The sequence below is a fragment of the Bradyrhizobium sp. STM 3566 genome (assembly GCF_045571445.1).
Taxonomy (GTDB): domain Bacteria; phylum Pseudomonadota; class Alphaproteobacteria; order Rhizobiales; family Xanthobacteraceae; genus Bradyrhizobium; species Bradyrhizobium vignae.
Map to the genome: position 1 here is coordinate 3,265,952 of NZ_CP120692.1, position 22,969 is coordinate 3,288,920.

A 22,969-nucleotide genomic window follows, 5' to 3' on the forward strand; every position below is an offset into this window, starting at 1 on the left:
CTTAGGACGTGGTCCGATGTGCCTGCTTTGCGACGATGAAAAGGCCTATCAGGCCTACATGAATTACCTCGACAACATGGAGCGGCAGGGCAAGGCTGCCGATCCCAATGTCGCCGTCAATGCCGTGCTCGACGAGATCGAGGCTGCCGCGAAAGCCGCTGCCAAAAAAGACGACCCGGCCAACGACAAGACCCTGTCTCCGTTCTTCTGCAGCCCGATCAATAAATGACCGATTTGACATCGCTGACGCTCGCCGAGGCCCGCAAGGGCCTCGCCGACAAGACTTTCACGTCGCTCGAGCTGACCGACGCGCATCTTTCCGCGATCGAAGCCGCGCGCGTGCTCAACGCCTTCGTGATGGAGACGCCCGACCAGGCCCGCGCGATGGCACGGGAGGCCGATGGCAAGATCGCCAAGGGTGACGCCGGCCCGCTCGCCGGCATCCCGCTCGGCATCAAGGATCTGTTCGCGACCAAGGGCGTGCGCACCACGGCGTGCTCGAAAATCCTCGGCAATTTCGTGCCGACGTATGAGTCGACCGTCACCTCGCAGCTCTGGCGCGATGGTGCCGTGATGCTCGGCAAGCTCAACAATGACGAGTTCGCGATGGGCTCGTCGAACGAGACCTCCTGCTTCGGGCCCGTCGGCAATCCCTGGCGGCGCGACGGCAGCAACGCCACGCTGGTGCCCGGCGGCTCGTCCGGCGGCTCGGCCTCGGCCGTGGCGGCACTGCTCTGCATGGGCGCGACTGCGACCGATACCGGCGGCTCGATCCGCCAGCCGGCGGCGTTCACCGCGACGGTCGGCATCAAGCCGACCTATGGCCGCTGCTCGCGCTGGGGCATCGTCGCCTTTGCTTCCTCGCTCGACCAGGCCGGTCCGATCGCGCGCAGCGTGCGCGATGCCGCGATGCTGCTGCGTTCGATGGCCGGCCACGATCCGAAGGACACGACCTCGGTCGACATTCCCGTGCCGGACTACGAGGCGGCGATCGGCAAGTCCGTGAAGGGCATGAAGATCGGTATTCCCCGGGAGTACCGTCTCGACGGCATGCCGGCGGAGATCGAGAAGCTTTGGCAATCGGGTGCGGACTGGCTGAGGAGCGCCGGCGCCGAGCTCGTCGAGGTGTCGCTGCCGCACACGAAATATGCGCTGCCGGCCTATTATATCGTGGCGCCGGCGGAGGCCTCCTCCAACCTCGCGCGCTATGACGGCGTGCGCTACGGCCTGCGCGAGCAGGGCAGAAACATCATCGAGCTCTACGAGAACACCCGTGCCGAGGGTTTTGGCGCGGAGGTGAAGCGCCGTGTCATGATCGGCACCTATGTGCTCTCGGCCGGCTATTACGATGCCTATTATCTGCGCGCGCAAAAAGTGCGCACGCTGATCAAGAAGGATTTTGAGGACTGCTTCGCGAGGGGCGTCGATGCGATCCTCACCCCGGCGACGCCGTCGGCGGCTTTCGGCATCGGCGAGAAGGGCGGCGCCGATCCGGTCGAGATGTACCTCAACGACATCTTCACGGTGACCGTGAACATGGCGGGCCTGCCCGGCATCGCCGTGCCCGCCGGCAAGGACGCGCAGGGCCTGCCGCTCGGCCTGCAACTGATCGGTCGGCCGTTCGACGAGGAGACGCTGTTCTCGCTCGGCGAGGTGATCGAGCAGGCCGCCGGCCGCTTCGTGCCCGAGAGGTGGTGGTGAATGTCGCGGCCTTCATCGCGAGCCTCGACGGCGCGGTGCCCGCGCCTAGCCTGAACGCGCCGCTTAGAGGTCTCTGGTGGGCCGCCAAGGGCGACTGGGACCGCGCCCACAAGATCGTTCAGGATGAAAGCAGCCGTGAGGCCGCCTGGGTGCACGCCTATCTGCACCGCGTCGAAGGCGATCTCGGCAATGCCGGCTACTGGTACCGCCAGGCCGGCCAGCCCGTAGCGAAGGATTCATTGAAAGCGGAGTGGGAGCGGATCGCTGCCACGCTGCTCGGGAGCAAGACATGAGCACGGCCACGCACAAGCTTCTCAAAGGCGCCACCGGCGATTGGGAGATGGTCATCGGCATGGAGATCCATGCCCAGGTGACGTCGAACGCAAAATTGTTCTCGGGCGCGTCCACCGCATTCGGCGGCGAGCCGAACAGCCACGTATCGCTGGTCGACGCCGCGATGCCGGGGATGCTGCCTGTCATCAACGAGGAATGCGTCAGGCAGGCTGTCCGGACCGGTCTCGGCCTCAACGCCAAGATCAATCTGCGCTCGGTGTTCGACCGCAAGAACTATTTCTATCCGGACTCGCCGCAGGGCTACCAGATCAGCCAGTACAAATCGCCGGTCGTCGGCGAGGGCGAGGTGCTGGTCGAGCTCGACGGCGGCCGCAGCGTCACGATCGGCATCGAGCGGCTGCATCTGGAGCAGGACGCCGGCAAGTTGCTGCACGATCGGTCACCGACCATGTCCAATGTCGACCTCAACCGCTGCGGCGTCGCGCTGATGGAGATCGTCTCCAAGCCCGACATCCGGGATGCCGAGCAGGCCAAGGCCTATGTGACCAAGCTGCGCTCGATCCTGCGCTATCTCGGCACCTGCGACGGCGACATGGAGAAGGGATCCTTGCGCGCAGACGTCAACGTGTCGGTGCGCAAGCCGGGCGGGCCGCTCGGCACCCGCTGCGAGATCAAGAACATGAACTCGATCAACTTCATCGGCCAGGCGATCGAGTACGAGGCGCGACGCCAGATCGAGATCATCGAGGATGGTGGCGAGATCGAGCAGGAGACGCGGCTCTACGATCCCAACAAGGGCGAGACACGCTCGATGCGGTCCAAGGAAGAGGCGCACGACTATCGCTACTTCCCCGATCCCGACCTGTTGCCGCTGGAGTTCAGCCAGGCGTTCGTCGACGAGCTGAAGGCTGAACTCCCGGAGCTGCCGGACCAGAAGAAGACGCGCTTCGTCGCCGATTTCGGCCTCTCGGCCTATGATGCGAGCGTGCTCGTCGCCGAGCGCGAGAGTGCGGTGTTCTACGAGACCGTGCTCGACAGGCTTGCCAACCGCGCGCGCGACGGCAAGATGGCGGCCAACTGGGTGATCAACGAGCTGTTCGGCCGTCTCAACAAGGAAGGCCGGGATATCGCGGACTCTCCAGTCAACGCCGAGCAGCTCGCTGCGATCATCGATCTGATCGGCGAGGGCACGATCTCGGGCAAGATCGCCAAGGATCTGTTCGAGATCGTCTGGCAGGAAGGCGGCGATCCCCGCGCGCTGGTGGAAAGCCGCGGCATGAAGCAGGTCACCGACCTCTCGGCGATCGAGAAGGTGGTCGACGACATCATCGCGGCCAATCCCGACAAGGCGGCGCAGGTCAAGGACAAGCCGCAGTCGCTCGGCTGGTTCGTCGGCCAGGTGATGAAGGCGTCCGGCGGCAAGGCCAACCCGCAGAGCGTCAACGAGCTGCTCAAGGCCAAGCTCGGCGTCTGATCCTCACACGTTCGAACGAGGTGACGGACCGTTTCGTCACCTCGCTTTCGGCTCTCGGTGCGCCGCTCGCGCGCATCCTCGAACGGCAAACTTCATCCCGATCGACAGCGGTGGCGCGACCGAATCGCCGTCACGCGATTCGCCCAAAACGGCGCCTTGCGGACGCTTCGGCGAGCGCTCGCGCCGTTAAGCATGAAAATATTTTCGTTGCCAAAATTCGCGACTCAGAGTCCGCGAAACGCTTTCGCGACACGATCGCGCGATTGTCGATGCGCGCCGTCGCGTCGATCGCACGCGATGCGCGCGTGCGAAAAAATACTTGCGGCATAGTGTTTTTGTGCAATCGCGTCGTTCGCGAACGGCGACGATGCGATCACTCTGCTCGATCGCAATCGCACATGATGCGAAGCGCCTGCGTCGCGCCCGCCAAGCGCACGCGCCTTGCTGCGTCAACACTTCTTTAAGCGAGAAGCTGTTTTTTTCTTCGTGTTGGTGTATTCGGGATGAAGTGCATTCGATCCCCGAGTGCACGCAGCGATTAAAGCCATCTCACACATCGGAGGGCAACATGGCCAAGAAAGCGAAGAAGGCGAAGAAGGCGAAGAGCGCAGTGAAGAAGACTGCGAAGAAGACCCGCAAGGTCGCGAAGAAGAAGTAACTTCGCTTCTGAAGTTGCCGGCTCCAGATAGCCGGCACGTCATCAGCGCCTCCTGGAGGTTCTGGTCGACGATAGAGGGTGTCGGCGAGACATCAGGTCAACGGTCGGGCTGTTCTCTTTCGCGGTCCGGCAGAAGAAACGAGTTTTCTTCGTTCGGTGCGGTTCTCCTTCTTGGGGGCTCCGCAATTTCACGAGAGGCCTTCGGGCCAAAGTGGAATCTGGTCCTGACGTGTTCGCCGACGCCCTCGTTCTCTCGAAGCCGGGGCATTGCCGGCATTCCATTCCCCCCGACATTGTTGATCTGACCGCGACGCGTCCGCGCCGACGTCGGTGTTCTGCCTTGGAGCAGGCGAGGGCTGGGGCCCTGATTCCATTGTTCGCACGCAGGGATCCCCATTCGCTGTGTCCGGCTTCGACCGGGCGATCCAGTACGCCGCGGCTTCTCGGGGGATGACTTCTGTCTCTGGAATACTGGGTCACCCGCCTGCGCGGCTGACGACGATGAGCTGCACGCAGTACGCCACGCCGCACATCCGTCCGCGCGCAATGGTTATCGTTCTCCCAAAATCCCGCGGTAAACCGAAGCTGACGAATTGCAGAAGTGCCGGCAAATCAGGGGCTTCTCGAATTCCTCTCGCCGGCCTCGCCCGCTCGCGTTTACGTCTGCTTCATCGCGATACTTAAACTGCCATTCAAATTTGCCCGCCATCATCGCCTCCAACAAGCCGGCAAACGGCATGGGGATGAGTTGAACAGCTTTGTGGACGGAAGCCGCGCTCGGGGAACGGGACCGGCATAAGAACAAAGGGGATGCGTGATGTTTCAGGGTACTTTCGATCTGGAGACGGCAACGCCGGTCGACGCGAGCGCGCTGTCGGACGTGCTGTTCGAGCGCGGGATCTATTGGGCGAGCGGCCGCTCCGGGATCGTCGATCTCGTCGCCGCGCACAAATGGTTCAACCTCGCCGCGTTGAAAGGCCGCAAGGACGCCGTAGCGCTGCGCCAGGAAGTCGCCGGGCAGATGTCGGACGCCGAGATCTCGGTTGCGCAGCGCGAGGCGAGGGCCTGGGTCTGCGCGCACTGAGACGAGAATCGCCTCTGACCCGTGTTCGCACGGGTGGGCCCGGTTGCGCTGAAGCAAGTTTCTCCCCGGTGCCGCCGCCTAAAGTCCGACGGCATGAGCAACCCGGCTACGAATGAACAATGGCTGCCGATTCAGATCGCTCCCGGCGAGTGCGATCTGGAACTCGGGCGTCTGCACAAGACGGGAATTGTGCCCTGGCCCTTTCCATGCCGGCGTAAGGGCGGCGTCTGGTTCAATGTTTGGGCTGACGAGCCTATGCTGATCTCGCCCTCGCATTGGCGGATAGGGCGATCCGTCGTCTAGGTGCGTGCACACATATATTAAGGAGCACGCGAATCGAGCTGGGCTCGCCGTGCTCATCCTTGCGCCGGGCTTTCGCGCCGGCGTCACGCCCGCTTCAGCTGAGAGAACGCAGAAGACCTCGGATGATTCTGCTTGAGCGGCCCGAGACATAGGTGACAGAACGTACCGGGCACATGGGTTACACTTTCCGCTTTTGTTCTGCGGGAGGTGTGGATGCCGTGGAAAGCGACAACCCGTTCGGTCCGAGGCCCATCACTGATGTCTCCGCCACGACCACGGCGCCCTGACGGAGACGCGCTCTTGTGCATTCTTGGCATGGAGGGCCACTTGCTTGGCTCCGCTGTCGCGGTCAACCCCCGAAGCCCGAAGGGCGCGGCACGCGCGTGGTTGACGGCGACAGCGCGAGCCGAGCAAAAATAGCCGTGCCATGAATGCGTCACGCTGAAATGCAGCAGATTGCAGGCCATCGGCCTCAACTAAGCGAACTTGGAGCAGATGACTTTGAAACCCCGCGACAACCCGATCGGCACGAGGTTGTCACCCATCTCTTAGGTACGTTTCGTTACCCATGTCTCCGGGCCGGACACAGCTGCTGGGTGGCGGAGAGGGAGGGATTCGAACCCTCGATACAGCTTGAGACCGTATGACGCTTTAGCAAAGCGTTGCCTTCAGCCACTCGGCCACCTCTCCGGTGCGAGCCTTATGCCTCTAATTACTTGGGGCGGTCAATTTGGAAGCGTGTGTTTTCGCTCGAATATTCCCAGTGACTTTCGAAACAAACGGGTCTGTTCGCGCGGGTGACGCCGTAAAGAACAGGCCCCAAAGCTGGAACATCTGACACAAGGCGCAAGGATGTTCCGCATGGAGAAGCCTGCTTGCTCGTGTCAGAAGCTGAATTTGCTAGGAAATTCAATGATACGTGAGCGGGGTCCCATGGAACGTCGGCATCCCTGCGTCTTGACCGCCGAGCTGCCGGTCCGTTCCCAATCATCTCCGCCTCGATAACTCGATTAAGAGTGTTTGCCGCGCGGCTCGGGCGTTGTTGTGACCGCGCTTGTGTCAAACTGGAGGCGCGGAGGCGGGCGATGCCTGCCCATTGAGTCTCCTTCTGATTCTACGATTCCAGCGCATCAAAGCCGCTCCAGGCCGAGGTCTCGGCTGCGGTGCCTCATGTGCGGAACTTTGATGGCAAATGGAACCGCTCAAAAAATATAAATATAAACAATGTGTTACGAGGGCGACTTGATCACATCTGCGTGTTATTTGTGCAACACCCGTCGGAAAACACGCCTCATCGGCCCGTTTCGGAGCGTTCTCTTGTTGTGTGTGCAAGGACCTTCGGTAATTGTGACTGAGCGACGGAGGGGGGCATCCCGAGGTCGTCCCGTTTAGGTCGTTCGCTTAAGTCCCTCGCGTTCATGCGGGTGTGTCCGAAGGCGCGAAGGGGCCAAAAGCGGTGATTTAGAGGGGGTTGGGGAATTGGCCGTCCGGTCAGTGACCTTCCCTGAAGAGCAACTTGGAGGTTTAACATGAAGTTGGTTAAGAGCCTTTTGCTCGGCTCAGCGGCGGGTCTGATCGCCGTGGGCGGAGCGCAGGCAGCCGATCTCCCCGTGAAGGCCAAGGCGGTCGAATACGTGAAGATCTGCTCGCTGTACGGTGCGGGCTTCTACTATATCCCGGGCACTGACACTTGCATCAAGCTGGGTGGTTATCTGCGCGCTGAAGTCGGGCTGGGCACCAACAGCATCTACGGCATTGCCAACGGCTCTCCCGCCGGTGCGCACAATCGCCTGAGCAACTACTACACCATGCGCGCTCGTGAAGATCTCAACATCGACACGCGCACGGCCACCGAATACGGCGTCGTCCGCACCTTCTTCGATGCGACGTTCTCCTGGACCACGGGCGGCTTTGTCGCCACCGGCTCGGGAACTGGCGGCACCCAGTATACGAGCGGCGTTGCGCTCAACGCTGCCGGTACGGGTCTCGTCGGCGGAACGACGATCAACCCGACTGACGGCGGTACCTCGGGCGGTTCGCTCGGCGTGTACTACGCCTTCATCCAGTTCGCCGGCTTCACCATGGGTAAGGCCGTGTCGCAGTTCGACGCGCCCTGGACCAACTATCCCGGCAACAACATCGACAGCCTCGTCGGCGGCAGCGGCACGGTCACTGGTGTCAACCAGTTCACCTACACCGCTGACTTCGGTCAGGGCGTGACGGCGGCGTTCTCGGCGGAAGACGCGACGGCCTATTATCAGGCCGGCAACCTCAACATGACCGGCGCGACTGCGGCCGGCATCCTCGCTGGCTCCTACGGCACCAATGCCATCGGCGGCTCGCGTTCGCCGAACCTTGTCGGTATGGTCCGCGTCGACCAGGCCTGGGGCCTGTTCCAGGCGTCGGTCGCTGCGCATGACAACCACGTTGGCTATTACGGCGCGACCGAGCTGACTGGCCACCCCGACGACAAGTGGGGTTGGGCGGTTCAGCTCGCCCTCTCGATCAAGAACATCCCGACCGGCGCGGGTGACACGATCAACATCCAGGGCGTCTACACCGACGGTGCGACCCGCTACAACTTCCAGAACCTGGCGGGCAGCTCCTATCAGATGTTCGGCAGCTCGGGCATTGCCTACCAGAGCGTCGGCTTCGCCAATGCTCCTGACACGGTGTACGTCACCGGCAGCTCGCAGGAGACGGTCAAGACCTGGGGCTTCCGTGGTGCGTATACCCATAACTGGGATCCGTACTGGAACACCGCGCTCTACGGTGCTTACGCTCAGGCCCAGTTCGGCACGCTCGCCAAGACCACGCTCTGCGGCGTCGGTGGCGTGTTCGTCACGGGAGCGGCTCTCGCTGGTGTGACGAGCTGCAACCCCGACTTCGCGATCGGCCAGGTCGGTATCATCACCCGCTGGACTCCGGTCAAGAACCTGACGTTCTCGGCCGACCTGAACTGGACCCATCTCGACCAGAAGTATTCCGGCACGGTTGGCCCGATCGGCCCGTCCGGCACGTCGGCCAAGCCGGCCGCTGTGTACGAGCTGAAGGATCAGGACAGCATCACCCTGCTGCTCCGCGCTCAGCGCAACTGGTAAGTTCGGTCTAATGACCTGACAGAGAGCCCCGGCGGGAAACCGCCGGGGCTTTTCTTTCTGGCGTCGGATGCCCACGGTCTTGCGCCAAGTGCCGAGCTCGCGCTGCTCCCCTCCATCGATGGTTCGGTGCGACCCGATGCGGGTTGTCGTGGGAGGGGGATCCGCGCCATAAGTCCCGAGCGAGAATACGCCGGGGAGGGCTGCCGCGTCGGCCGGCTCGGCCGTGCGACCGTACTGCGGGTCGGGCCTTGCAGCAGGAGTGGACCGCCGTCTCATTGTCGAGAGACGGGCCACCGCCGAACTTCCCGATCTGACCGCAGTCGCCGCCGCGCTTGAGCCGCGAGTCGGGAGGACGCCCGAGGGTAGTGGTCGATCAATCGAGATGCTTCGCCTGCTCGGGTCCTGACCGGGACGGCGCTCGTTCCCCGATGCGCCGGCCTGCGAAGCGAGAGCGGAGATCGGCTATTCCACGCTTCCGACGCCGCGGCGCAGATCGGCTTCGATCTGCAGGCGCGTGCCGCCGCCGAAGCGGGCGCGGTAGACTTGCAGGTTCTCCATGATCCGCTGCACGTAGTTGCGCGTCTCGGAGAATGGAATCAGCTCGACCCAATCGACAGCGTCGACCTTGGGGTCGCGCGGATCGCCGTAGCGTTCGATCCACTTCTTCACACTGCCGCGGCCGGCATTGTAGGCGGCGAAGGTCATGATGTAGGAGCCGCGATAATCCTCTAGCAGTCCGCCGAGCTCGGCCGAGCCGAGCGTGGCGTTGTAGACCGAATCGTTCTTCAGCCGTCCCAGGTCGTAGGTCGCGCCGTGCCGCTTGCAGACATAGCGCGCGGCATCCGGCGTCACCTGCATCAGCCCGTAGGCCTGGGCCGGCGAGACCACCGACGGATTGAACGCGCTCTCCTGCCGGGCAATGGCGTAGACGATGCTGCGCTCGACCTCGGGGCCGATCGGCGTGAAATGCGGAATGCCATTGACGGGGTAGGCGTAGAAGTCGAACGGCAGGCCGCGATTGAGCGCGGCCTTGCCGACCAGCAACATGCCGCGCGCATCGCTGTAGCGCTGGGTGAGCTCGCCAAGGCCGGCAAGCGCCTCGGGATCGCCGTTCTCACCCATGTCGGCGAGCATGGGCACCGCGAGCTCGCGTTCGTCGAGCTCGTAGAGCAGTTGCGCGGCGCGCACGATCTCCAGCCGCTCGGCGCCGCGCCCGCGCGGCTGGCTGTTGAGCTCGATCTGCGGCAGGCCGAGTTTTGCCCGCGCGAGCTGGCCGTAATAGCTGGTCGACTGCTCGGCCGCGCGGGCATAGGCGTTGCGCGCCTCCTGCTGGCGGCCCATCGCCTCCGCGGCACGGCCCTGCCAATAGCCGGCGCGCGCCAGCGTGGTCGGGTTGACGCTGCCGACGCCGATGCGGGCAAAATGCTGGGCGGCGGTCGCGGGGTCGTTGAGGAAGCGCAGCGCGATCCACCCGGCGGTGAACTCCTGCTCGGTCTTGTAGATGTCGCGCGAGGGCAGGGCGGCGTCGCGCGCGATCAGATAGGCACTGCGGAATTCCTCGGTGTCGATCATCTTGCGCGCCAACAGGCGCCGCTCGATCCACCATTCGTCGAGATTGTGGAGGCGACCCGGATCCTTGGGCGCGGACAGCATCAGCTGGGCGGCCTCGGCGAACTTCTCCTCCCGGCGCAAGAGCTGGATCTTGCTGAAGATGAAGCCGGGATCGCTGTGCAGCTCGCGCGGCACCGCGTCGAGCAGTGCCCGCGCGTTCGGCGCCTTCTTGACCGCGGCGATGCGGGCCTTGGCGAGCGCGACATAGCCGGCGCCGAGCCGCTTTGCGGCGCGCAGCGCCGCCTCGGTCTCGCTGCCGTAGAGCAGGGTGTCCATCCGCGCCTTCTGATCGCCCGGCGTAAGCAGAGCGCCGAACTGGTCGAGCGCGTTGTTCTCGGTCTCCTCCGACATCGGATCGCTGCGCCAGGCCTCGCGCACCAGCCGCTCGGCATTGGCGCGGTCACCGCGCCCCAGCATCGCCTTGGCGAGCATGAAGCGGCCCTTGGCGGAGATCGGAGACTCGTTCTCGAACCATGACCACGCGACCGAATCGTCGCGCCTGTCGTCCCACATCGCGGCCTCGAGGCGCCGGCGCAGGAAAGTCTGCGACGGCCAGCTCGGATTGGCGGAGAGGAAGGCGCGATAGCGTTCCACGCTCGCGCCGTTATCCTCGCTGCGCAGGATGATCCATTCGGCGAGCTTTCGCGCGACCGGATCCGATATGCCGGTGGCCGCATTGGTGGCGTCACCGGCCTTGCGCTTGCGCACGAGCTCGATGACGCTCTCCAGCGTGTCCTTGTCCGCTTGCGACGTCGACGACGTCGCAGCGACGGCGGCCGGGATGACCGGCTTGCGCGGCGCCGCATGCTGGCGCGTCGCAGGAGCCAGGACGGGAGCTGTAACCGGCTTGGCGGTGACAGGGGCGGTGGGTCTGACGGTGGCCGTCACCGCCGGCTCGGTCTTGGGCGGTGCGGTCTTGGGCGGTGCGGTCTTAGGCGGTGCGGTTTTGGGTGATGCGGTTTTGGCCGGCGACCCGTTCGCGGTCGGCTGTGACTTTGGCGAGGAGACTGCTGCGGCGGGTTTCGACTTGTCTTTCGCAGGTTCCTTACCAGCAGCATCCTTGGCAGGATTCTTTGCTGCGTCCTTGGCCGGGGCGCCAGCCGCACTCTTGCCCGCGCTCTTCGCTGCGTCCTTGCCGGTTCCCTTGGCTGAGGCCTTGGCTGATCCCTTGACGGGCTCCTTCGCCGCGTCCTTGGCGGCTGGCTTCGCGGTATCCTTGGCCTCCGCGGCCATCTCATTGGACTCATTGGACTTGGCGAGCGCGGCGCAGCCCACCGACAGCCCGGCCATCAGGCACACGGCCAGACCTAGGGATCGCCATGTGGCACGAGCAAAGGAGGTCACGGCGTTTGGTCGCCCCGAATCAGTGAAGTGGCTCAAGACCTAGCTGAATTTGATTGAATATGCGGAGAAAATACCAACGCCCGCTTACCTCGGTCCGATTTGCACCATCACCGCGGCAAAATCGCGGCCTAAACGCAGCCTCGCACCGAGGCGGCCCTTTTACCGCCGGGATAGACCCGATATGTATGGGGCTTGCTCTCAAGATTGCCGCGTACGGAGGAAGTCCATGGCAGCCAAGACGAAATTCCGGGGATCGTTCACCGCCTTGGTCACCCCGTTCAAGAACGGCTCGCTGGACGAGGCGGCTTTCCGCTCCCTGGTCAACTGGCAGATTTCCGAGGGGACGAACGGCCTCGTTCCGGTCGGCACCACCGGCGAGAGCCCGACGCTCAGCCATGACGAGCACAAGAAGGTCGTCGAATGGTGCATCGCTGAGGCCAAAGGCCGCGTGCCCGTCATCGCGGGAGCCGGCTCCAACTCGACCAAGGAGGCGATCGAACTCTCCCAGCACGCCGAGAAGGCGGGCGCAGACGCCGTGTTGATCGTCACGCCCTATTACAACAAGCCGACCCAGGAGGGGATGTACCAGCACTTCAAGGCGATCAACGATGCGATCGGGATTCCGATCATCATCTACAACATTCCGCCGCGCTCGGTGATCGACATGTCGGTCGACACCATGAAGCGGCTGTGGGAGCTGAAGAACATCGCCGGCGTGAAGGATGCCACAGCCAGCATGGTTCGCGTGTCGCAGCAGCGCGCGGCGATGGGCGAGGATTTCAACCAGCTTTCGGGCGAGGACGCCACCATCATCGGCTACATGGCCCATGGCGGCCATGGCTGCATCTCGGTGACCTCGAACGTGGCGCCGCGCCTGTGCTCGGAGTTCCACGCCGCCTGGCAGAAGGGTGACACCAAGTCGGCGCTCGCCATCCACGACAAGCTGATGCCGCTGCACAACAACCTCTTCATCGAGAGCAACCCGGCGCCGATCAAGTACGCGATGTCGCTGCTCGGCAAGCTGGACGAGACGTTGCGGCTGCCGATGGTTCCGGTTTCCGAGCCGACCCGCGTTGCCGTGCGCAGCGCGATGGTTCACGCCGGACTGATCAACTGACGCCTTAGCACGCCGGGGGGTCTTTCATGAGCGTCGAGGAGAAGGGCGCACGGATGCTGAAGGAGTTCCGCGAGTTCGCGATGAAGGGCAATGTCGTCGACCTCGCGGTCGGCGTCATCATCGGCGCGGCGTTCGGCGCCATCGTCAACTCGCTGGTCGGCGACGTGATCATGCCGATCATCGGTGCCGTCACCGGCGGGCTCGACTTCTCGAACTACTTCACCCCCTTGTCGGCGAAGGTCACAGCCACCAACTTAGCCGATGCGAAAAAGCAAGGCGCCGTGCTGGCTTGGGGCAGCTTCCTCACGCTGACGATCAACTTCATCATCATCGCGTTCGTGCTGTTCCTGGTGATCCGCGCCATGAACACCCTGAAGCGCAAGGACGAGGCCGCTCCGGCCGCGCCGCCAAAGCCCTCGGCCGAAGTCGAACTCCTGACCGAGATCCGCGATCTCCTCAAGAAGTGACGCGCGCGCTTCATCCGAACTGTTAGAATCCGCGCCCATCTCGATCAGGTTAACGCATCATGGCCGATAAGAACGAACGTCCGATCAAGGTCATGGCGGAGAATCGCAAGGCCCGCTTCAACTATGCGATCGAAGACACGGTCGAGGCGGGCATTGCGCTGACCGGCACCGAGGTCAAGTCGATCCGCAGCGGCAAAAGCACGATCGCGGAATCCTACGCCGATTCAAAGGACGGCGAGATCTGGCTGATCAACGCCACCATTCCCGAATATCTCCAGGGCAATCGCTTCAATCACGAGCCCAAGCGGCCGCGAAAGCTGCTGCTGCATCGCCGGCAAATCAACAAGCTGATGGGGGCGGTCGACCGCGAGGGCATGACGCTGATCCCGCTCAAGCTTTACTTCAACGAGCGCGGTCGCGCCAAATTGCAGCTCGCGGTTGCCAAGGGCAAGAAGCTGCACGACAAGCGCGAGAGCGAGAAGAAGCGCGACTGGAGTCGCGAGAAGGGCCGGCTGATGCGGGCGAGGGGATAATGCGATGAACCAGCGGAACCTACTCGAGGTCGACTGGAGCCAGATTCCGGCGCCCACCGATGACGGCGGTGCCGCGCATCTGACTGGCATGACGCTGCCCCCGATCGGCCTGCTCGCGACCGACGACCGGTCGGTGACGCTGTCGGCGCTGCGTGGCCGGACCGTGGTGTTCGCCTATCCGCGTACCGGCGAGCCCGGCAAGATCGCGCTGGTGGACGATTGGGATATGATTCCGGGAGCGCGCGGCTGCACGCCGCAGACTTGCGCGTTCCGCGATCTATTCGCCGAGCTGAAGGCCGCGGGCGCCGCCCATGTGTTTGGCCTCTCGACCCAGAGCAACGACTACCAGACCGAGATGGCCTCGCGCCTGCATCTGCCGTTCCCGGTGCTCTCGGACGAGAAGCTGGCGCTGACGCGCGCCTTGAATTTGCCGACCATGGAGGTCGCAGGCCTGACGTTGATCAAGCGCCTGGCGCTGATCATCGACGACGCCAGGATCACGCATGTGTTCTATCCGGTGTTCCCGCCCGACCGGAACGCCGGCGATGTGCTCGATTGGCTGAAGGCCAATCCGGCCAACGGATCGTCCGCAAAGGTCGGATGAGTTTTGGTTGAGCCGGCGCATGCCGAGGGCGCATCTCTCCGTTGGGGAGAGGTGAACCACGACCGGCAGGCCAGCATGAGGCCTAGTCGAGGTCGGCCTTGATCCTCGCGAACACGCTCCGGAACATGTCCGGCGTCAGCACGCCAGTGTTGGTGTTGTAGCGCGAGCAATGATAGCTGTCGTACAGCTTGAACGCGCCGGCCTGATGCACCGCGCCATGGCCGAAGGGGGCTTGCGAACCCTTCAGATTCAGCGGCTTGAGCACGCTGTCGTGCGCAATCCGCCCGAGCGCGACGATCGCGCGCAGGTTCGGCATCGTTGCCAGATTCGCCGCAAGAAACTGGCGGCAGGTGTTGATCTCGGACGGCAGCGGCTTGTTCTGCGGCGGCACGCAATGCACCGCGTTCGCGATCCGGCAGTCCACCAGCGTCAGGCCATCGTCGGGCCGCGCCTGATAGGTGCCCCTGGCAAAGCCGTATTCGACCAGCGTGGCGTAGAGCAGGTCGCCGGCATAATCGCCGGTGAACGGCCGTCCCGTGCGGTTGGCGCCCTGCATTCCCGGCGCGAGGCCCACGATCAAAAGGCGCGCCTTGATGTCGCCGAAGGGCGCAACCGGCGCATTGTGCCAGGATGGCTCACGCGCGCGGTTCGCCTCGCGAAAGGCGACCAGGCGCGGACAGAGCGGACAGTCACGGTCGGGGACGGTGAGAGGCTGGCGGTTTGACCGGGCCGCCTCACTCCTCGAAGTCGTCATCGCCCCTCGGCGCCATCGTCGTTGCGCGCTGGAGGAATTGCGGGGCGTGGTGGCGTTCGCCACGCTCGCCGCGGTCACGCGGGGCGGGGCGTTCGGACGGATCGCGGCCGAGTTTGGATTGCAGCTCGACGAGGTCGGTGAAGACGTCGGCCTGGCGGCGCAGCTCGTCGGCGATCATCGGCGGCTGGCTGGCGATGGTGGAGATCACCGTGACCCGTACGCCGCGGCGCTGCACCGCCTCGACCAGGGAGCGGAAGTCGCCGTCGCCCGAGAACAGCACCATCTGGTCGATGTGCTCGGCGAGCTCCATGGCGTCCACCGCGAGCTCGATGTCCATGTTGCCCTTCACCTTGCGGCGGCCGGAGGCGTCGATGAATTCCTTGGTCGCCTTGGTGACGACGGTGTAGCCGTTGTAGTCCAGCCAGTCGATCAACGGGCGGATCGAGGAGTATTCCTGGTCTTCGATGATGGCCGTGTAGTAGAACGCCCGCAACAATGTCCCGCGGCTCTGAAACTCCTTCAGCAGGCGCTTGTAGTCGATGTCGAAGCCCAGAGTTTTCGCCGTCGCGTACAGATTGGCCCCATCGATGAAGAGCGCGATCTTGTTGGTAGGAGAAGGTGACATTCAGTTGCTCGCGTAGTGTTCGAGATTGATCGTTTTTTGTTGGCGCGGGGACAGCAAGCCGCGCGGTTCTAAAGTGGCGCTGAGACCCGTCGAAACCGCAAATCCGGAGAAGTCGGGGCAATCAAGGTATAGTTATGGCGGACTCGCATACACTCGGGGCCGCCCCTGTTGGCAGCCCGGGGAAAACCACCCGTCCCAGCCCCAATGTGGGGTTAGCAGAGCCGTTTGGCGAGGCCAAATTACAAATTGGCCTTGCGAAACCGTCCCGGCCCCTATAACTAGCCCCAATCATCCACATCTTTTCGTCCCACCCACAACGGAGCGACAGTCCATGGCTCGCGTCACCGTAGAAGATTGTATCGACAAGGTCGACAACCGGTTTGACTTGGTCCTGCTGGCTGCCCACCGTGCCCGCATGATCTCGTCCGGGTCACAACTAACGGTTGACCGCGATAACGACAAGAACCCTGTTGTGTCCTTGCGCGAAATTGCCGAGACGACGATTTCGCCGGAGGACCTCCGCGAGGAGCTGGTGCACTCGCTCCAGAAGTTCGTCGAGGTGGATGAGCCCGAGCCGGATACCGTGCCGCTGATCGGTTCCGCAGGTGCCAGCGTCGATGCGGACGACACCGAGGTCGCCGTGGAGCGCATGACCGAGGAGGAGCTTCTGAAGGGCCTGGAAGGCCTCGCTCCGCCCGAGGAGCAGCCCGAGGAAGACGAGTAATTCCTCAGTCGCGATCATCGACTTCTTGTGATCTTATCAAAGGCCCGAACCGTCGTTCGGGCCTTTGCTTTTGTTGACCTTTTCGTGGTTACCATAGCGTTGCCGGTTGGCGCTGCGCCCGGTCAACGAATAGGTCGGACACAAGCGCGATCGGGGCGAGGATGTATACAACGGGCCGGGTCAGGGCCCGTTTGAAGGCAGGACGGAATGGTATATCGGCGTCGCAGATCCACGCAGATGCAGGCTGCAACCGAATCGGTTGCCGTAGCCCCGACTGCGCCGGTCGCGCGCCCGGCCCGCCCCCGCGCGCGCATGATGCGTCAGTATGACCTCGTCGAACGGGTCAGATCCTACAATCCCAACACCAACGAAGACCTGCTGAATCGCGCCTATGTCTACGCCATGAAGGCGCATGGTTCGCAGACCCGTGCCTCGGGCGACCCCTATTTCTCGCATCCGCTCGAAGTGGCGGCGATTCTCACCGACCTGAAGCTCGACGACGCCACCATCGTGGCCGCGCTGCTCCACGATACGATCGAGGACACCGAGGCGACGCGGGCCGAGATCGACCAGATCTTCGGACCCGAAATCGGCGCGCTGGTCGAGGGCCTGACCAAGCTGAAGCGGCTCGAGCTGGTCTCGCGGGAGGCCAAGCAGGCCGAGAACCTGCGCAAATTGCTGCTGGCGATCGCCGATGATGTCCGCGTGCTTCTGGTCAAGCTCGCCGATCGCCTGCACAACATGCGCACGCTGGACTTCGTGCCGACGGAATCGCGCCGGCGCATCGCCGAGGAGACGCTCGACATCTACGCGCCGCTGGCGGGGCGCATGGGCATGCAGGAAATGCGCGAGGAGCTGGAGGATCTGTCCTTCCGCACCCTCGATCCCGAAGCCTATTCGGTCGTGATGCAGCGGCTCGACGCACTCGCCGAGCGCAACCGCAATCTGATCGGCGAGATCGAGGACCAGCTCTCCAACAATCTGCGCCACAGGGGCCTCGGGGCGCGGGTCTATGGCCGCCGCAAGAAGCCCTTCTCGATCTGGACCAAGATGGAGCGCAAATCGGTCGGTTTCGAGCAATTGTCCGACATCTTCGGCTTTCGCCTCGTCGTCAGCGACATCGAGGCCTGTTATCGCGCGCTCGGGATCGTCCACACCACCTGGCCGGTCGTGCCGGGACGCTTCAAGGACTACATCTCGACGCCGAAGCAGAACGACTACCGCTCGATCCACACCACGGTGATCGGCCCCGGTAACCAGCGCGTCGAGCTCCAGATCCGCACCGAGGCGATGGACCAGATCGCCGAGCGCGGCATTGCCGCGCACGTCTTCTACAAGGAAGGCGTGGGCTCGCCGACCGAATTCCTCAAGCGCGAGTCCAACGCGTTCGCCTGGCTGCGCCACACCATCGGAATTCTCTCCGAGAGCGCCAATCCCGAGGAATTCCTCGAGCACACCAAGCTCGAGCTGTTCCACGACCAGGTGTTCTGCTTCACCCCCAAGGGCAAGCTGATCGCGCTGCCGCGCCACGCCAACGTGATCGACTTCGCCTATGCGGTGCACACCGACGTCGGCAACAGCGCGGTCGGCTGCAAGATCAACGGCAAGTTCGCGCCACTGTCCTCGGAGCTCCAGAACGGCGATGAGGTCGAGGTGCTGACTTCGGAAGCGCAATCCGCGCCGCCGTCGGCCTGGGAAACGCTCGCCGTCACCGGCAAGGCGCGTGCCGCGATCCGCCGCGCCACGCGCACCGCGGTGCGCGATCAATATGTCGGCCTCGGCCGGCGCATCGTCGAGCGCCTGTTCGAGCGCGCCAAGATCGAATACGCCGACGACAAGCTCAAGGGCGCGCTGCCGCGGCTCGCGCGCACCTCGATCGAGGACGTCATGGCGGCGGTGGGCCGCGGCGAGATCAAGGCGTCCCACGTCGCGCGTGCGATGTACCCGGACTACAAGGAGGAGCGGATCGCGCGCTACGGCGGCAAGAAGGGGCTGGCCGCCAAGCTCAAGGAGAAATCCTTGGAACCGCGCAGCCCGGTTGCGATCCCGATCCGCGGCATCAATTCCGACCTTCCGGTGAAGTTCGCTCCGAACGGCGGCGCCGTGCCCGGGGATCGCATCGTCGGCATCGTCACGCCGGGCGAGGGCATCACGATCTATCCGATCCAGGCGCCGGCCCTGAAGGATTTCGAGGAGGAGCCGGAGCGCTGGCTCGACGTCCGCTGGGACATCGAGGATTCCGCGCCGCAGCGCTTCCCGGCCCGCATCAAGGTGGAGAACGTCAACGAACCCGGCGCATTGGCGCAGATCGCGACCGTGATCGCCGAGCACGACGGCAACATCGACAACATCAGCATGCAGCGCCGCTCGCCTGACTTCACGGAGACGACGATCGATCTCGAAGTCTACGACCTGAAGCACCTGAGCGCGATCCTGGCCCAGCTGCGCGCGAAGGCGGTCGTCGCCCGTGTCGAACGTGTTAATGGATGATGCTGGTCGTTGCCGGGCTTGACCCGGCAACCCATCTCTTCAAGAAGAGGGATACGCGGGCCTTCGCCGCGCCGAAGGGGCTTCGGCCCCGCAGGCGGGTCGAGCCCGCGCATGACGAGAGGGAAATGTCGCTTCGTGAGTTCTGAAATGCCCGCACCTCCGCTCCGCCTCGGCATCAATGTCGACCATGTCGCAACCCTGCGTAACGCGCGCGGCGGCCGCAATCCCGATCCGGTGCGTGCGGCGCTGCTCGCGATCGAGGCCGGCGCCGACGGCATTACCGCTCATCTGCGCGAAGATCGCCGGCATATCCGCGACGAGGACATGGCGCGGCTGAAGGCGGAGATCTCCAAGCCCCTCAATTTCGAGATGGCCGCGACTGACGACATGATGCGGATCTCGCTCGCCACCAAGCCGCACGCGGTGTGCCTCGTGCCGGAGCGGCGCCAGGAGGTGACGACCGAAGGTGGGTTGGATGCGGTCGGTCAGCACAACGCGCTCAGGCCCTATATCGCACGGCTGAACGATGCCGGCATCCGGGTCTCGCTGTTCATCGCCGCGGATCCCGCCCAGATCGAGATGGCGGCACGGCTGCGCGCGCCCGTGATCGAGATCCACACCGGCGCCTGGTGCGACGCCGTCGTCGACGGCCACACCGACAAGGCCGAGGCCGAATGGCAGCGGATCGTGGCCGGGGCAAGGCTCGCCAAGGATGCGGGGCTCGAGGTCCACGCCGGGCACGGGCTGGACTATGCGACGGCAGAGACGATCGCGGCCCTTCCTGAGATCATGGAGCTCAATATCGGCTACTACATGATCGGCGAAGCGCTGTTCGTGGGCCTGGCCGAGACCGTGCGCAGGATGCGCGCGGCGATGGACCGCGGCCGGAGCCGGGCATGATCATCGGCATCGGCTCCGACCTGATCGACATCACCCGCGTTGCCAAGGTGATCGAGCGCCATGGCGAGCGCTTCCTCGACCGGATCTTCACTGCGGCCGAGCGGGCCAAGGCGGAACGCCGCGCCAAGAATGACAAGATGGTGGTGGCGACCTACGCCAAACGCTTCGCCGCCAAGGAGGCCTGCTCCAAGGCGCTCGGCACTGGCATCAGGCGCGGGGTGTGGTGGCGCGACATGGGGGTGGTCAACCTGCCGGGCGGGCGGCCGACCATGCAACTGACCGGCGGCGCCTTGGCCCGGCTCCAGGCTCTGACGCCGGAGGGGTTCGAGGCGCGGATCGACGTTTCGATCACCGACGACTGGCCGCTGGCGCAGGCCTTTGTCATCATTTCCGCCGTCCCCCTGGCGAAGCTCTGACGCCCTCCGTTCAATTTTATAATTCGTACGTAAAATCAATGTCTTATTCAGTTTTGATGCGATCCTTGATTGCGTGGCCTCCGACAACAGTCTAAAAGTCCGCCAACGCAAATCAGCTTGGGCGGATTCGGCTTTACGCCGGAATTGGCCCTCACTATCAGAATCAGGACAATCTCCATGGGCCGCGAAGCAATGGGCTGTTCGCGCCAGGAGGGCGCTCTGTGACCGGCGGCCGGAATTGAGAGAGCAATGAGCGTGACTTCAGGAACGAAATCTGAGAGCGGCGTCGGTGAAACGATCCGGGTCGTCATTCACGCTCTCCTGATCGCGCTGGTGATCCGCACCTTCCTGTTTCAGCCCTTCAATATTCCCTCCGGCTCGATGAAGGCGACGTTGCTGGTCGGCGACTACCTGTTCGTCTCGAAATATTCCTACGGCTACAGCCACTATTCGATTCCGCTCTCGCCGCCGCTGTTCTCGGGGCGGATCTGGGGCTCGGATCCGAACCGCGGCGACATCGTCGTGTTTCGCCTTCCGAAGGACGATTCCACCGACTACATCAAGCGCGTGATCGGTCTTCCCGGCGACCGCATCCAGATGCGGGACGGGCTGCTCTACATCAACGACACGCCCGTCGAACGGCAGCGCATGAGCGAATATGTCGGCGAGGACCCCTGCGGCTCGGAAGGCGGCGGCATCTCCCGGGTGAAGCGCTGGAAGGAGACGCTGCCGAACGGCGTGTCCTACGAGACGCTGGACTGCGCCGACAACGGCTACATGGACAACACCAACGTCTACACGGTGCCGCCCGGTCACTTCTTCATGATGGGCGACAACCGCGACAACTCCACCGACAGCCGCTTCCTCGGCCAGGTCGGCTACGTGCCAAAGGAGAATTTGATCGGCCGCGCCCAGATGATCTTCTTCTCCATCGCTGAAGGCGAGCATGCCTGGACGTTCTGGCGCTGGCCGTGGGCGGTGCGCTGGAATCGCTTCTTCAAAATCGTCCGATGAAAGACGAAGCCAAGGACATCGCGACCCAGCCGATCGAGGCGCAAGCGGGCCCCGAAGGGGAAGCTGCGGCCAAAACGCCTGCAAACAAGACAACTGCGAAGAAGAAGCGGGCGCGGAGCAGCAAGGCCAAGGGCATGGATGCGAATGCGGCGCTCGAGGCGCGCATCGGCCACAGCTTCACGGACTCGAACCTCTTGATGCAGGCGATCACGCATGTCTCGGCATTGAAGTCCAGGCGCAAGCGCGGCGACAGCTATCAGCGGCTGGAATTCCTCGGCGATCACGTGCTCGGGCTCGTCGTCTCCGACATGCTCTATCATGCCTTCCCGAACGCCGATGAAGGTGAGCTGTCCAAGCGTCTTGCCGAGCTCGTGCGCAAGGAAAGCTGCGCCGACGTCGCCAAGTCGCTCGGTCTGCTCGACGACATCAAGCTGGGCTCGGTCGGTCCCAGCGCCGACGCGCGCCTGCGCAAGTCGGTGCTGGGCGACATTTGCGAGGCCGTGATCGGTGCCATCTACCTCGACGGCGGCCATGCGGCAGCAGCCGAATTCGTCAAGCGCAACTGGACCGAGCGGATGCACAAGCCGCGCCGTCCCTTGCGCGATCCCAAGACCGTGCTGCAGGAATGGGCGCAGGGCAAGGGGCTGCCGACCCCTGTTTACCGCGAGGTCGAGCGCACCGGCCCGCATCACGATCCGCAGTTCCGTGTCGCGGTCGATCTGCCGGGGCTGGCGCCGGCCGAGGGCATCGGCGGCAGCAAGCGCGCGGCCGAGAAGGTGGCAGCTTCAGTGATGATCGAACGCGAAGGCGTTGGCGGCGGCAATGACGGCTGAAGCAAGCGGCGAGGCGCCCACTCCGACGCGCTGCGGCTTCGTCGCACTGATCGGCGCACCGAACGTCGGCAAGTCCACGCTGGTCAACGCGCTGGTCGGGGCCAAGGTCACGATCGTCTCGCGCAAGGTGCAGACCACGCGCGCGTTGATCCGCGGCATCGTCATCGAGAACAACGCGCAAATCATCCTGGTCGACACGCCCGGCATCTTCTCACCGAAGCGCCGGCTCGACCGCGCGATGGTCTCGACCGCATGGAGCGGAGCGCATGACGCCGACCTCGTCTGCGTACTGCTGGACGCCAAAACCGGGATCGACGAGGAGGCCGAGGCGATCCTCGCCAAGGCAGCCAGCGTCAATCACGAGAAGATCCTGGTCATCAACAAGGTCGATCTCGTCCAGCGCGAGAAGCTGCTGGCGCTGGCCCAGGCCGCCAACGAGCGCATGAAGTTCGCGCGGACGTTCATGATCTCGGCGATCTCAGGCGACGGCGTCGACGACATCCGCAAGACGCTCGCGGACATGGTGCCGCCGGGCCCGTTCCTCTATCCCGAGGACCAGATGTCGGACGCACCGATGCGGCAGCTGGCGGCCGAGATCACGCGCGAGAAGATCTATCAAAAGCTGCATCAGGAGTTGCCTTACCAGTCCACGGTCGAGACCGACAAGTGGGAGGAGCGCAAGGACAAGTCGGTGCGCATCGAGCAGACGATCTTCGTCGAGCGCGAAAGCCAGCGCAAGATCGTGCTCGGCAAGGGCGGCGCCACCATCAAGTCGATCGGCGCGGATTCGCGGAAAGAGCTGATGCAGATCCTGGACGTGCCGGTGCATCTGTTCCTGTTCGTCAAGGTGCGCGAGAACTGGGGCGACGATCCAGATCGCTACCGCGAGATGGGCCTGGACTTCCCCAAGGAATAACCAAGA

The 22,969-nt window shown here is 63.9% G+C and carries 20 protein-coding genes and 1 tRNA gene; 17 read left to right on the plus strand and 4 right to left on the minus strand.

Annotation, left to right across the window (positions count from 1 at the left end; translation table 11 throughout):
- The first annotated feature begins 16 nt into the window (after positions 1–16).
- The 5 genes from P6U27_RS15700 to P6U27_RS15720 all read left to right on the plus strand — a co-directional run bounded on the left by P6U27_RS15700 (position 17) and on the right by P6U27_RS15720 (position 5,211).
- The gene (locus tag P6U27_RS15700; RefSeq protein WP_122402895.1) at positions 17–229 is read left to right on the plus strand and encodes a hypothetical protein; all 213 of its coding nucleotides are present in this window, start codon (positions 17–19) and stop codon (positions 227–229) included.
- Positions 226–1,701: an Asp-tRNA(Asn)/Glu-tRNA(Gln) amidotransferase subunit GatA gene (gatA, locus tag P6U27_RS15705; protein ID WP_122402896.1), complete on the plus strand. Its 1,476-nt coding sequence runs from the start codon at positions 226–228 to the stop codon at positions 1,699–1,701. Before P6U27_RS15700 ends, gatA begins: the two co-directional genes overlap by 4 nt.
- Positions 1,692–1,994 (plus strand): hypothetical protein, encoded by a 303-nt coding sequence (locus tag P6U27_RS15710; protein ID WP_122402897.1) that lies wholly within the window; start codon positions 1,692–1,694, stop codon positions 1,992–1,994. The genes gatA and P6U27_RS15710 overlap by 10 nt, the downstream gene beginning before the upstream one ends.
- Positions 1,991–3,469 carry an Asp-tRNA(Asn)/Glu-tRNA(Gln) amidotransferase subunit GatB gene (gatB, locus tag P6U27_RS15715; protein ID WP_122402898.1) on the plus strand — a complete coding sequence of 493 codons (1,479 nt, stop codon included), beginning with the start codon at positions 1,991–1,993 and terminating at the stop codon, positions 3,467–3,469. Before P6U27_RS15710 ends, gatB begins: the two co-directional genes overlap by 4 nt.
- 1,475 nt (positions 3,470–4,944) lie before the next feature.
- Positions 4,945–5,211 carry a hypothetical protein gene (locus P6U27_RS15720; protein WP_122402900.1) on the plus strand — a complete coding sequence of 89 codons (267 nt, stop codon included), beginning with the start codon at positions 4,945–4,947 and terminating at the stop codon, positions 5,209–5,211.
- 900 nt (positions 5,212–6,111) lie between these two features.
- Here the strand turns inward: P6U27_RS15720 and P6U27_RS15725 are convergent.
- Positions 6,112–6,204: transfer RNA gene (locus P6U27_RS15725), tRNA-Ser, on the minus strand.
- 839 nt (positions 6,205–7,043) lie between these two features.
- Between P6U27_RS15725 and P6U27_RS15730 the strand changes: the two genes are divergently transcribed.
- On the plus strand, positions 7,044–8,615 hold the full coding sequence (locus P6U27_RS15730) for a porin (RefSeq protein WP_122402902.1): 1,572 nt from the start codon (positions 7,044–7,046) through the stop codon (positions 8,613–8,615).
- 462 nt (positions 8,616–9,077) lie between these two features.
- On the opposite strand, the gene P6U27_RS15735 is transcribed toward P6U27_RS15730, so the two are convergent.
- The gene (locus P6U27_RS15735) at positions 9,078–11,570 is read right to left on the minus strand and encodes a transglycosylase SLT domain-containing protein (protein ID WP_376707322.1); all 2,493 of its coding nucleotides are present in this window, start codon (positions 11,568–11,570) and stop codon (positions 9,078–9,080) included.
- 226 nt (positions 11,571–11,796) lie between these two features.
- On the opposite strand from P6U27_RS15735, the gene dapA reads away from it, so the two are divergent.
- From dapA to P6U27_RS15755, 4 genes are read left to right on the plus strand one after another with little or no spacing between them, the layout of a single operon-like run.
- Entirely contained in the window at positions 11,797–12,687 is an 891-nt protein-coding gene (dapA, locus tag P6U27_RS15740; protein WP_122402904.1) for a 4-hydroxy-tetrahydrodipicolinate synthase, read from the plus strand.
- A gap of 53 nt (positions 12,688–12,740) precedes the next feature.
- A complete protein-coding gene (gene mscL / locus P6U27_RS15745) occupies positions 12,741–13,154 on the plus strand; it encodes a large conductance mechanosensitive channel protein MscL (RefSeq protein WP_027573655.1) in 414 nt (137 codons plus the stop codon).
- A gap of 59 nt (positions 13,155–13,213) precedes the next feature.
- Positions 13,214–13,687 carry an SsrA-binding protein SmpB gene (gene smpB / locus P6U27_RS15750; protein WP_122402905.1) on the plus strand — a complete coding sequence of 158 codons (474 nt, stop codon included), beginning with the start codon at positions 13,214–13,216 and terminating at the stop codon, positions 13,685–13,687.
- 4 nt (positions 13,688–13,691) lie between these two features.
- On the plus strand, positions 13,692–14,291 hold the full coding sequence (locus P6U27_RS15755; RefSeq protein ID WP_122402906.1) for a peroxiredoxin: 600 nt from the start codon (positions 13,692–13,694) through the stop codon (positions 14,289–14,291).
- An 82-nt stretch (positions 14,292–14,373) separates the two neighbouring features.
- Here P6U27_RS15755 and P6U27_RS15760 read toward each other — a convergent pair whose 3' ends face one another.
- Both P6U27_RS15760 and P6U27_RS15765 read right to left on the minus strand, forming a co-directional pair.
- A complete protein-coding gene (locus P6U27_RS15760) occupies positions 14,374–15,045 on the minus strand; it encodes a uracil-DNA glycosylase (RefSeq protein ID WP_122402907.1) in 672 nt (223 codons plus the stop codon).
- Positions 15,026–15,670: an NYN domain-containing protein gene (locus P6U27_RS15765; protein ID WP_027573659.1), complete on the minus strand. Its 645-nt coding sequence runs from the start codon at positions 15,668–15,670 to the stop codon at positions 15,026–15,028. Before P6U27_RS15765 ends, P6U27_RS15760 begins: the two co-directional genes overlap by 20 nt.
- A gap of 331 nt (positions 15,671–16,001) precedes the next feature.
- Between P6U27_RS15765 and rpoZ the strand changes: the two genes are divergently transcribed.
- From rpoZ to era, 7 genes are all read left to right on the plus strand, one after another.
- Positions 16,002–16,394, plus strand: coding sequence for a DNA-directed RNA polymerase subunit omega (gene rpoZ, locus P6U27_RS15770; RefSeq protein WP_007603391.1), 393 nt, complete (start codon positions 16,002–16,004; stop codon positions 16,392–16,394).
- Positions 16,395–16,601: 207 nt separating this feature from the next.
- The gene (locus P6U27_RS15775) at positions 16,602–18,884 is read left to right on the plus strand and encodes a bifunctional (p)ppGpp synthetase/guanosine-3',5'-bis(diphosphate) 3'-pyrophosphohydrolase (protein ID WP_122402908.1); all 2,283 of its coding nucleotides are present in this window, start codon (positions 16,602–16,604) and stop codon (positions 18,882–18,884) included.
- 147 nt (positions 18,885–19,031) lie between these two features.
- Complete coding sequence (locus P6U27_RS15780) at positions 19,032–19,784, plus strand: pyridoxine 5'-phosphate synthase (RefSeq protein ID WP_122402909.1); 753 nt, start codon at positions 19,032–19,034, stop codon at positions 19,782–19,784.
- The gene (acpS, locus tag P6U27_RS15785) at positions 19,781–20,200 is read left to right on the plus strand and encodes a holo-ACP synthase (RefSeq protein ID WP_122402910.1); all 420 of its coding nucleotides are present in this window, start codon (positions 19,781–19,783) and stop codon (positions 20,198–20,200) included. Before P6U27_RS15780 ends, acpS begins: the two co-directional genes overlap by 4 nt.
- 249 nt (positions 20,201–20,449) lie before the next feature.
- Positions 20,450–21,214 carry a signal peptidase I gene (lepB, locus tag P6U27_RS15790; protein ID WP_122402911.1) on the plus strand — a complete coding sequence of 255 codons (765 nt, stop codon included), beginning with the start codon at positions 20,450–20,452 and terminating at the stop codon, positions 21,212–21,214.
- Positions 21,211–22,047, plus strand: coding sequence for a ribonuclease III (gene rnc, locus P6U27_RS15795; RefSeq protein WP_122402912.1), 837 nt, complete (start codon positions 21,211–21,213; stop codon positions 22,045–22,047). The genes lepB and rnc overlap by 4 nt, the downstream gene beginning before the upstream one ends.
- Positions 22,037–22,963, plus strand: a complete 927-nt coding sequence (gene era, locus P6U27_RS15800) for a GTPase Era (RefSeq protein ID WP_122402913.1) — start codon at positions 22,037–22,039, stop codon at positions 22,961–22,963. Before rnc ends, era begins: the two co-directional genes overlap by 11 nt.
- Positions 22,964–22,969 lie beyond the last annotated feature (6 nt).

Bases quoted from the DNA above. Each gene is read 5' to 3' on its own strand.
- lepB (WP_122402911.1), top strand. From the start codon at position 20,450: ATGAGCGTGACTTCAGGAACGAAATCTGAGAGCGGCGTCGGTGAAACG.
- gatA (WP_122402896.1), top strand. From the start codon at position 226: ATGACCGATTTGACATCGCTGACGCTCGCCGAGGCCCGCAAGGGCCTC.
- P6U27_RS15720 (WP_122402900.1), top strand. From the start codon at position 4,945: ATGTTTCAGGGTACTTTCGATCTGGAGACGGCAACGCCGGTCGACGCG.
- P6U27_RS15775 (WP_122402908.1), top strand. From the start codon at position 16,602: ATGGTATATCGGCGTCGCAGATCCACGCAGATGCAGGCTGCAACCGAA.
- rpoZ (WP_007603391.1), top strand. From the start codon at position 16,002: ATGGCTCGCGTCACCGTAGAAGATTGTATCGACAAGGTCGACAACCGG.
- dapA (WP_122402904.1), top strand. From the start codon at position 11,797: ATGGCAGCCAAGACGAAATTCCGGGGATCGTTCACCGCCTTGGTCACC.
- P6U27_RS15760 (WP_122402907.1), bottom strand. From the start codon at position 15,045: ATGACGACTTCGAGGAGTGAGGCGGCCCGGTCAAACCGCCAGCCTCTC.
- acpS (WP_122402910.1), top strand. From the start codon at position 19,781: ATGATCATCGGCATCGGCTCCGACCTGATCGACATCACCCGCGTTGCC.
- P6U27_RS15780 (WP_122402909.1), top strand. From the start codon at position 19,032: ATGCCCGCACCTCCGCTCCGCCTCGGCATCAATGTCGACCATGTCGCA.
- P6U27_RS15765 (WP_027573659.1), bottom strand. From the start codon at position 15,670: ATGTCACCTTCTCCTACCAACAAGATCGCGCTCTTCATCGATGGGGCC.
- P6U27_RS15755 (WP_122402906.1), top strand. From the start codon at position 13,692: ATGAACCAGCGGAACCTACTCGAGGTCGACTGGAGCCAGATTCCGGCG.
- P6U27_RS15700 (WP_122402895.1), top strand. From the start codon at position 17: ATGTGCCTGCTTTGCGACGATGAAAAGGCCTATCAGGCCTACATGAAT.
- smpB (WP_122402905.1), top strand. From the start codon at position 13,214: ATGGCCGATAAGAACGAACGTCCGATCAAGGTCATGGCGGAGAATCGC.
- era (WP_122402913.1), top strand. From the start codon at position 22,037: ATGACGGCTGAAGCAAGCGGCGAGGCGCCCACTCCGACGCGCTGCGGC.
- gatB (WP_122402898.1), top strand. From the start codon at position 1,991: ATGAGCACGGCCACGCACAAGCTTCTCAAAGGCGCCACCGGCGATTGG.
- rnc (WP_122402912.1), top strand. From the start codon at position 21,211: ATGAAAGACGAAGCCAAGGACATCGCGACCCAGCCGATCGAGGCGCAA.
- mscL (WP_027573655.1), top strand. From the start codon at position 12,741: ATGCTGAAGGAGTTCCGCGAGTTCGCGATGAAGGGCAATGTCGTCGAC.
- P6U27_RS15730 (WP_122402902.1), top strand. From the start codon at position 7,044: ATGAAGTTGGTTAAGAGCCTTTTGCTCGGCTCAGCGGCGGGTCTGATC.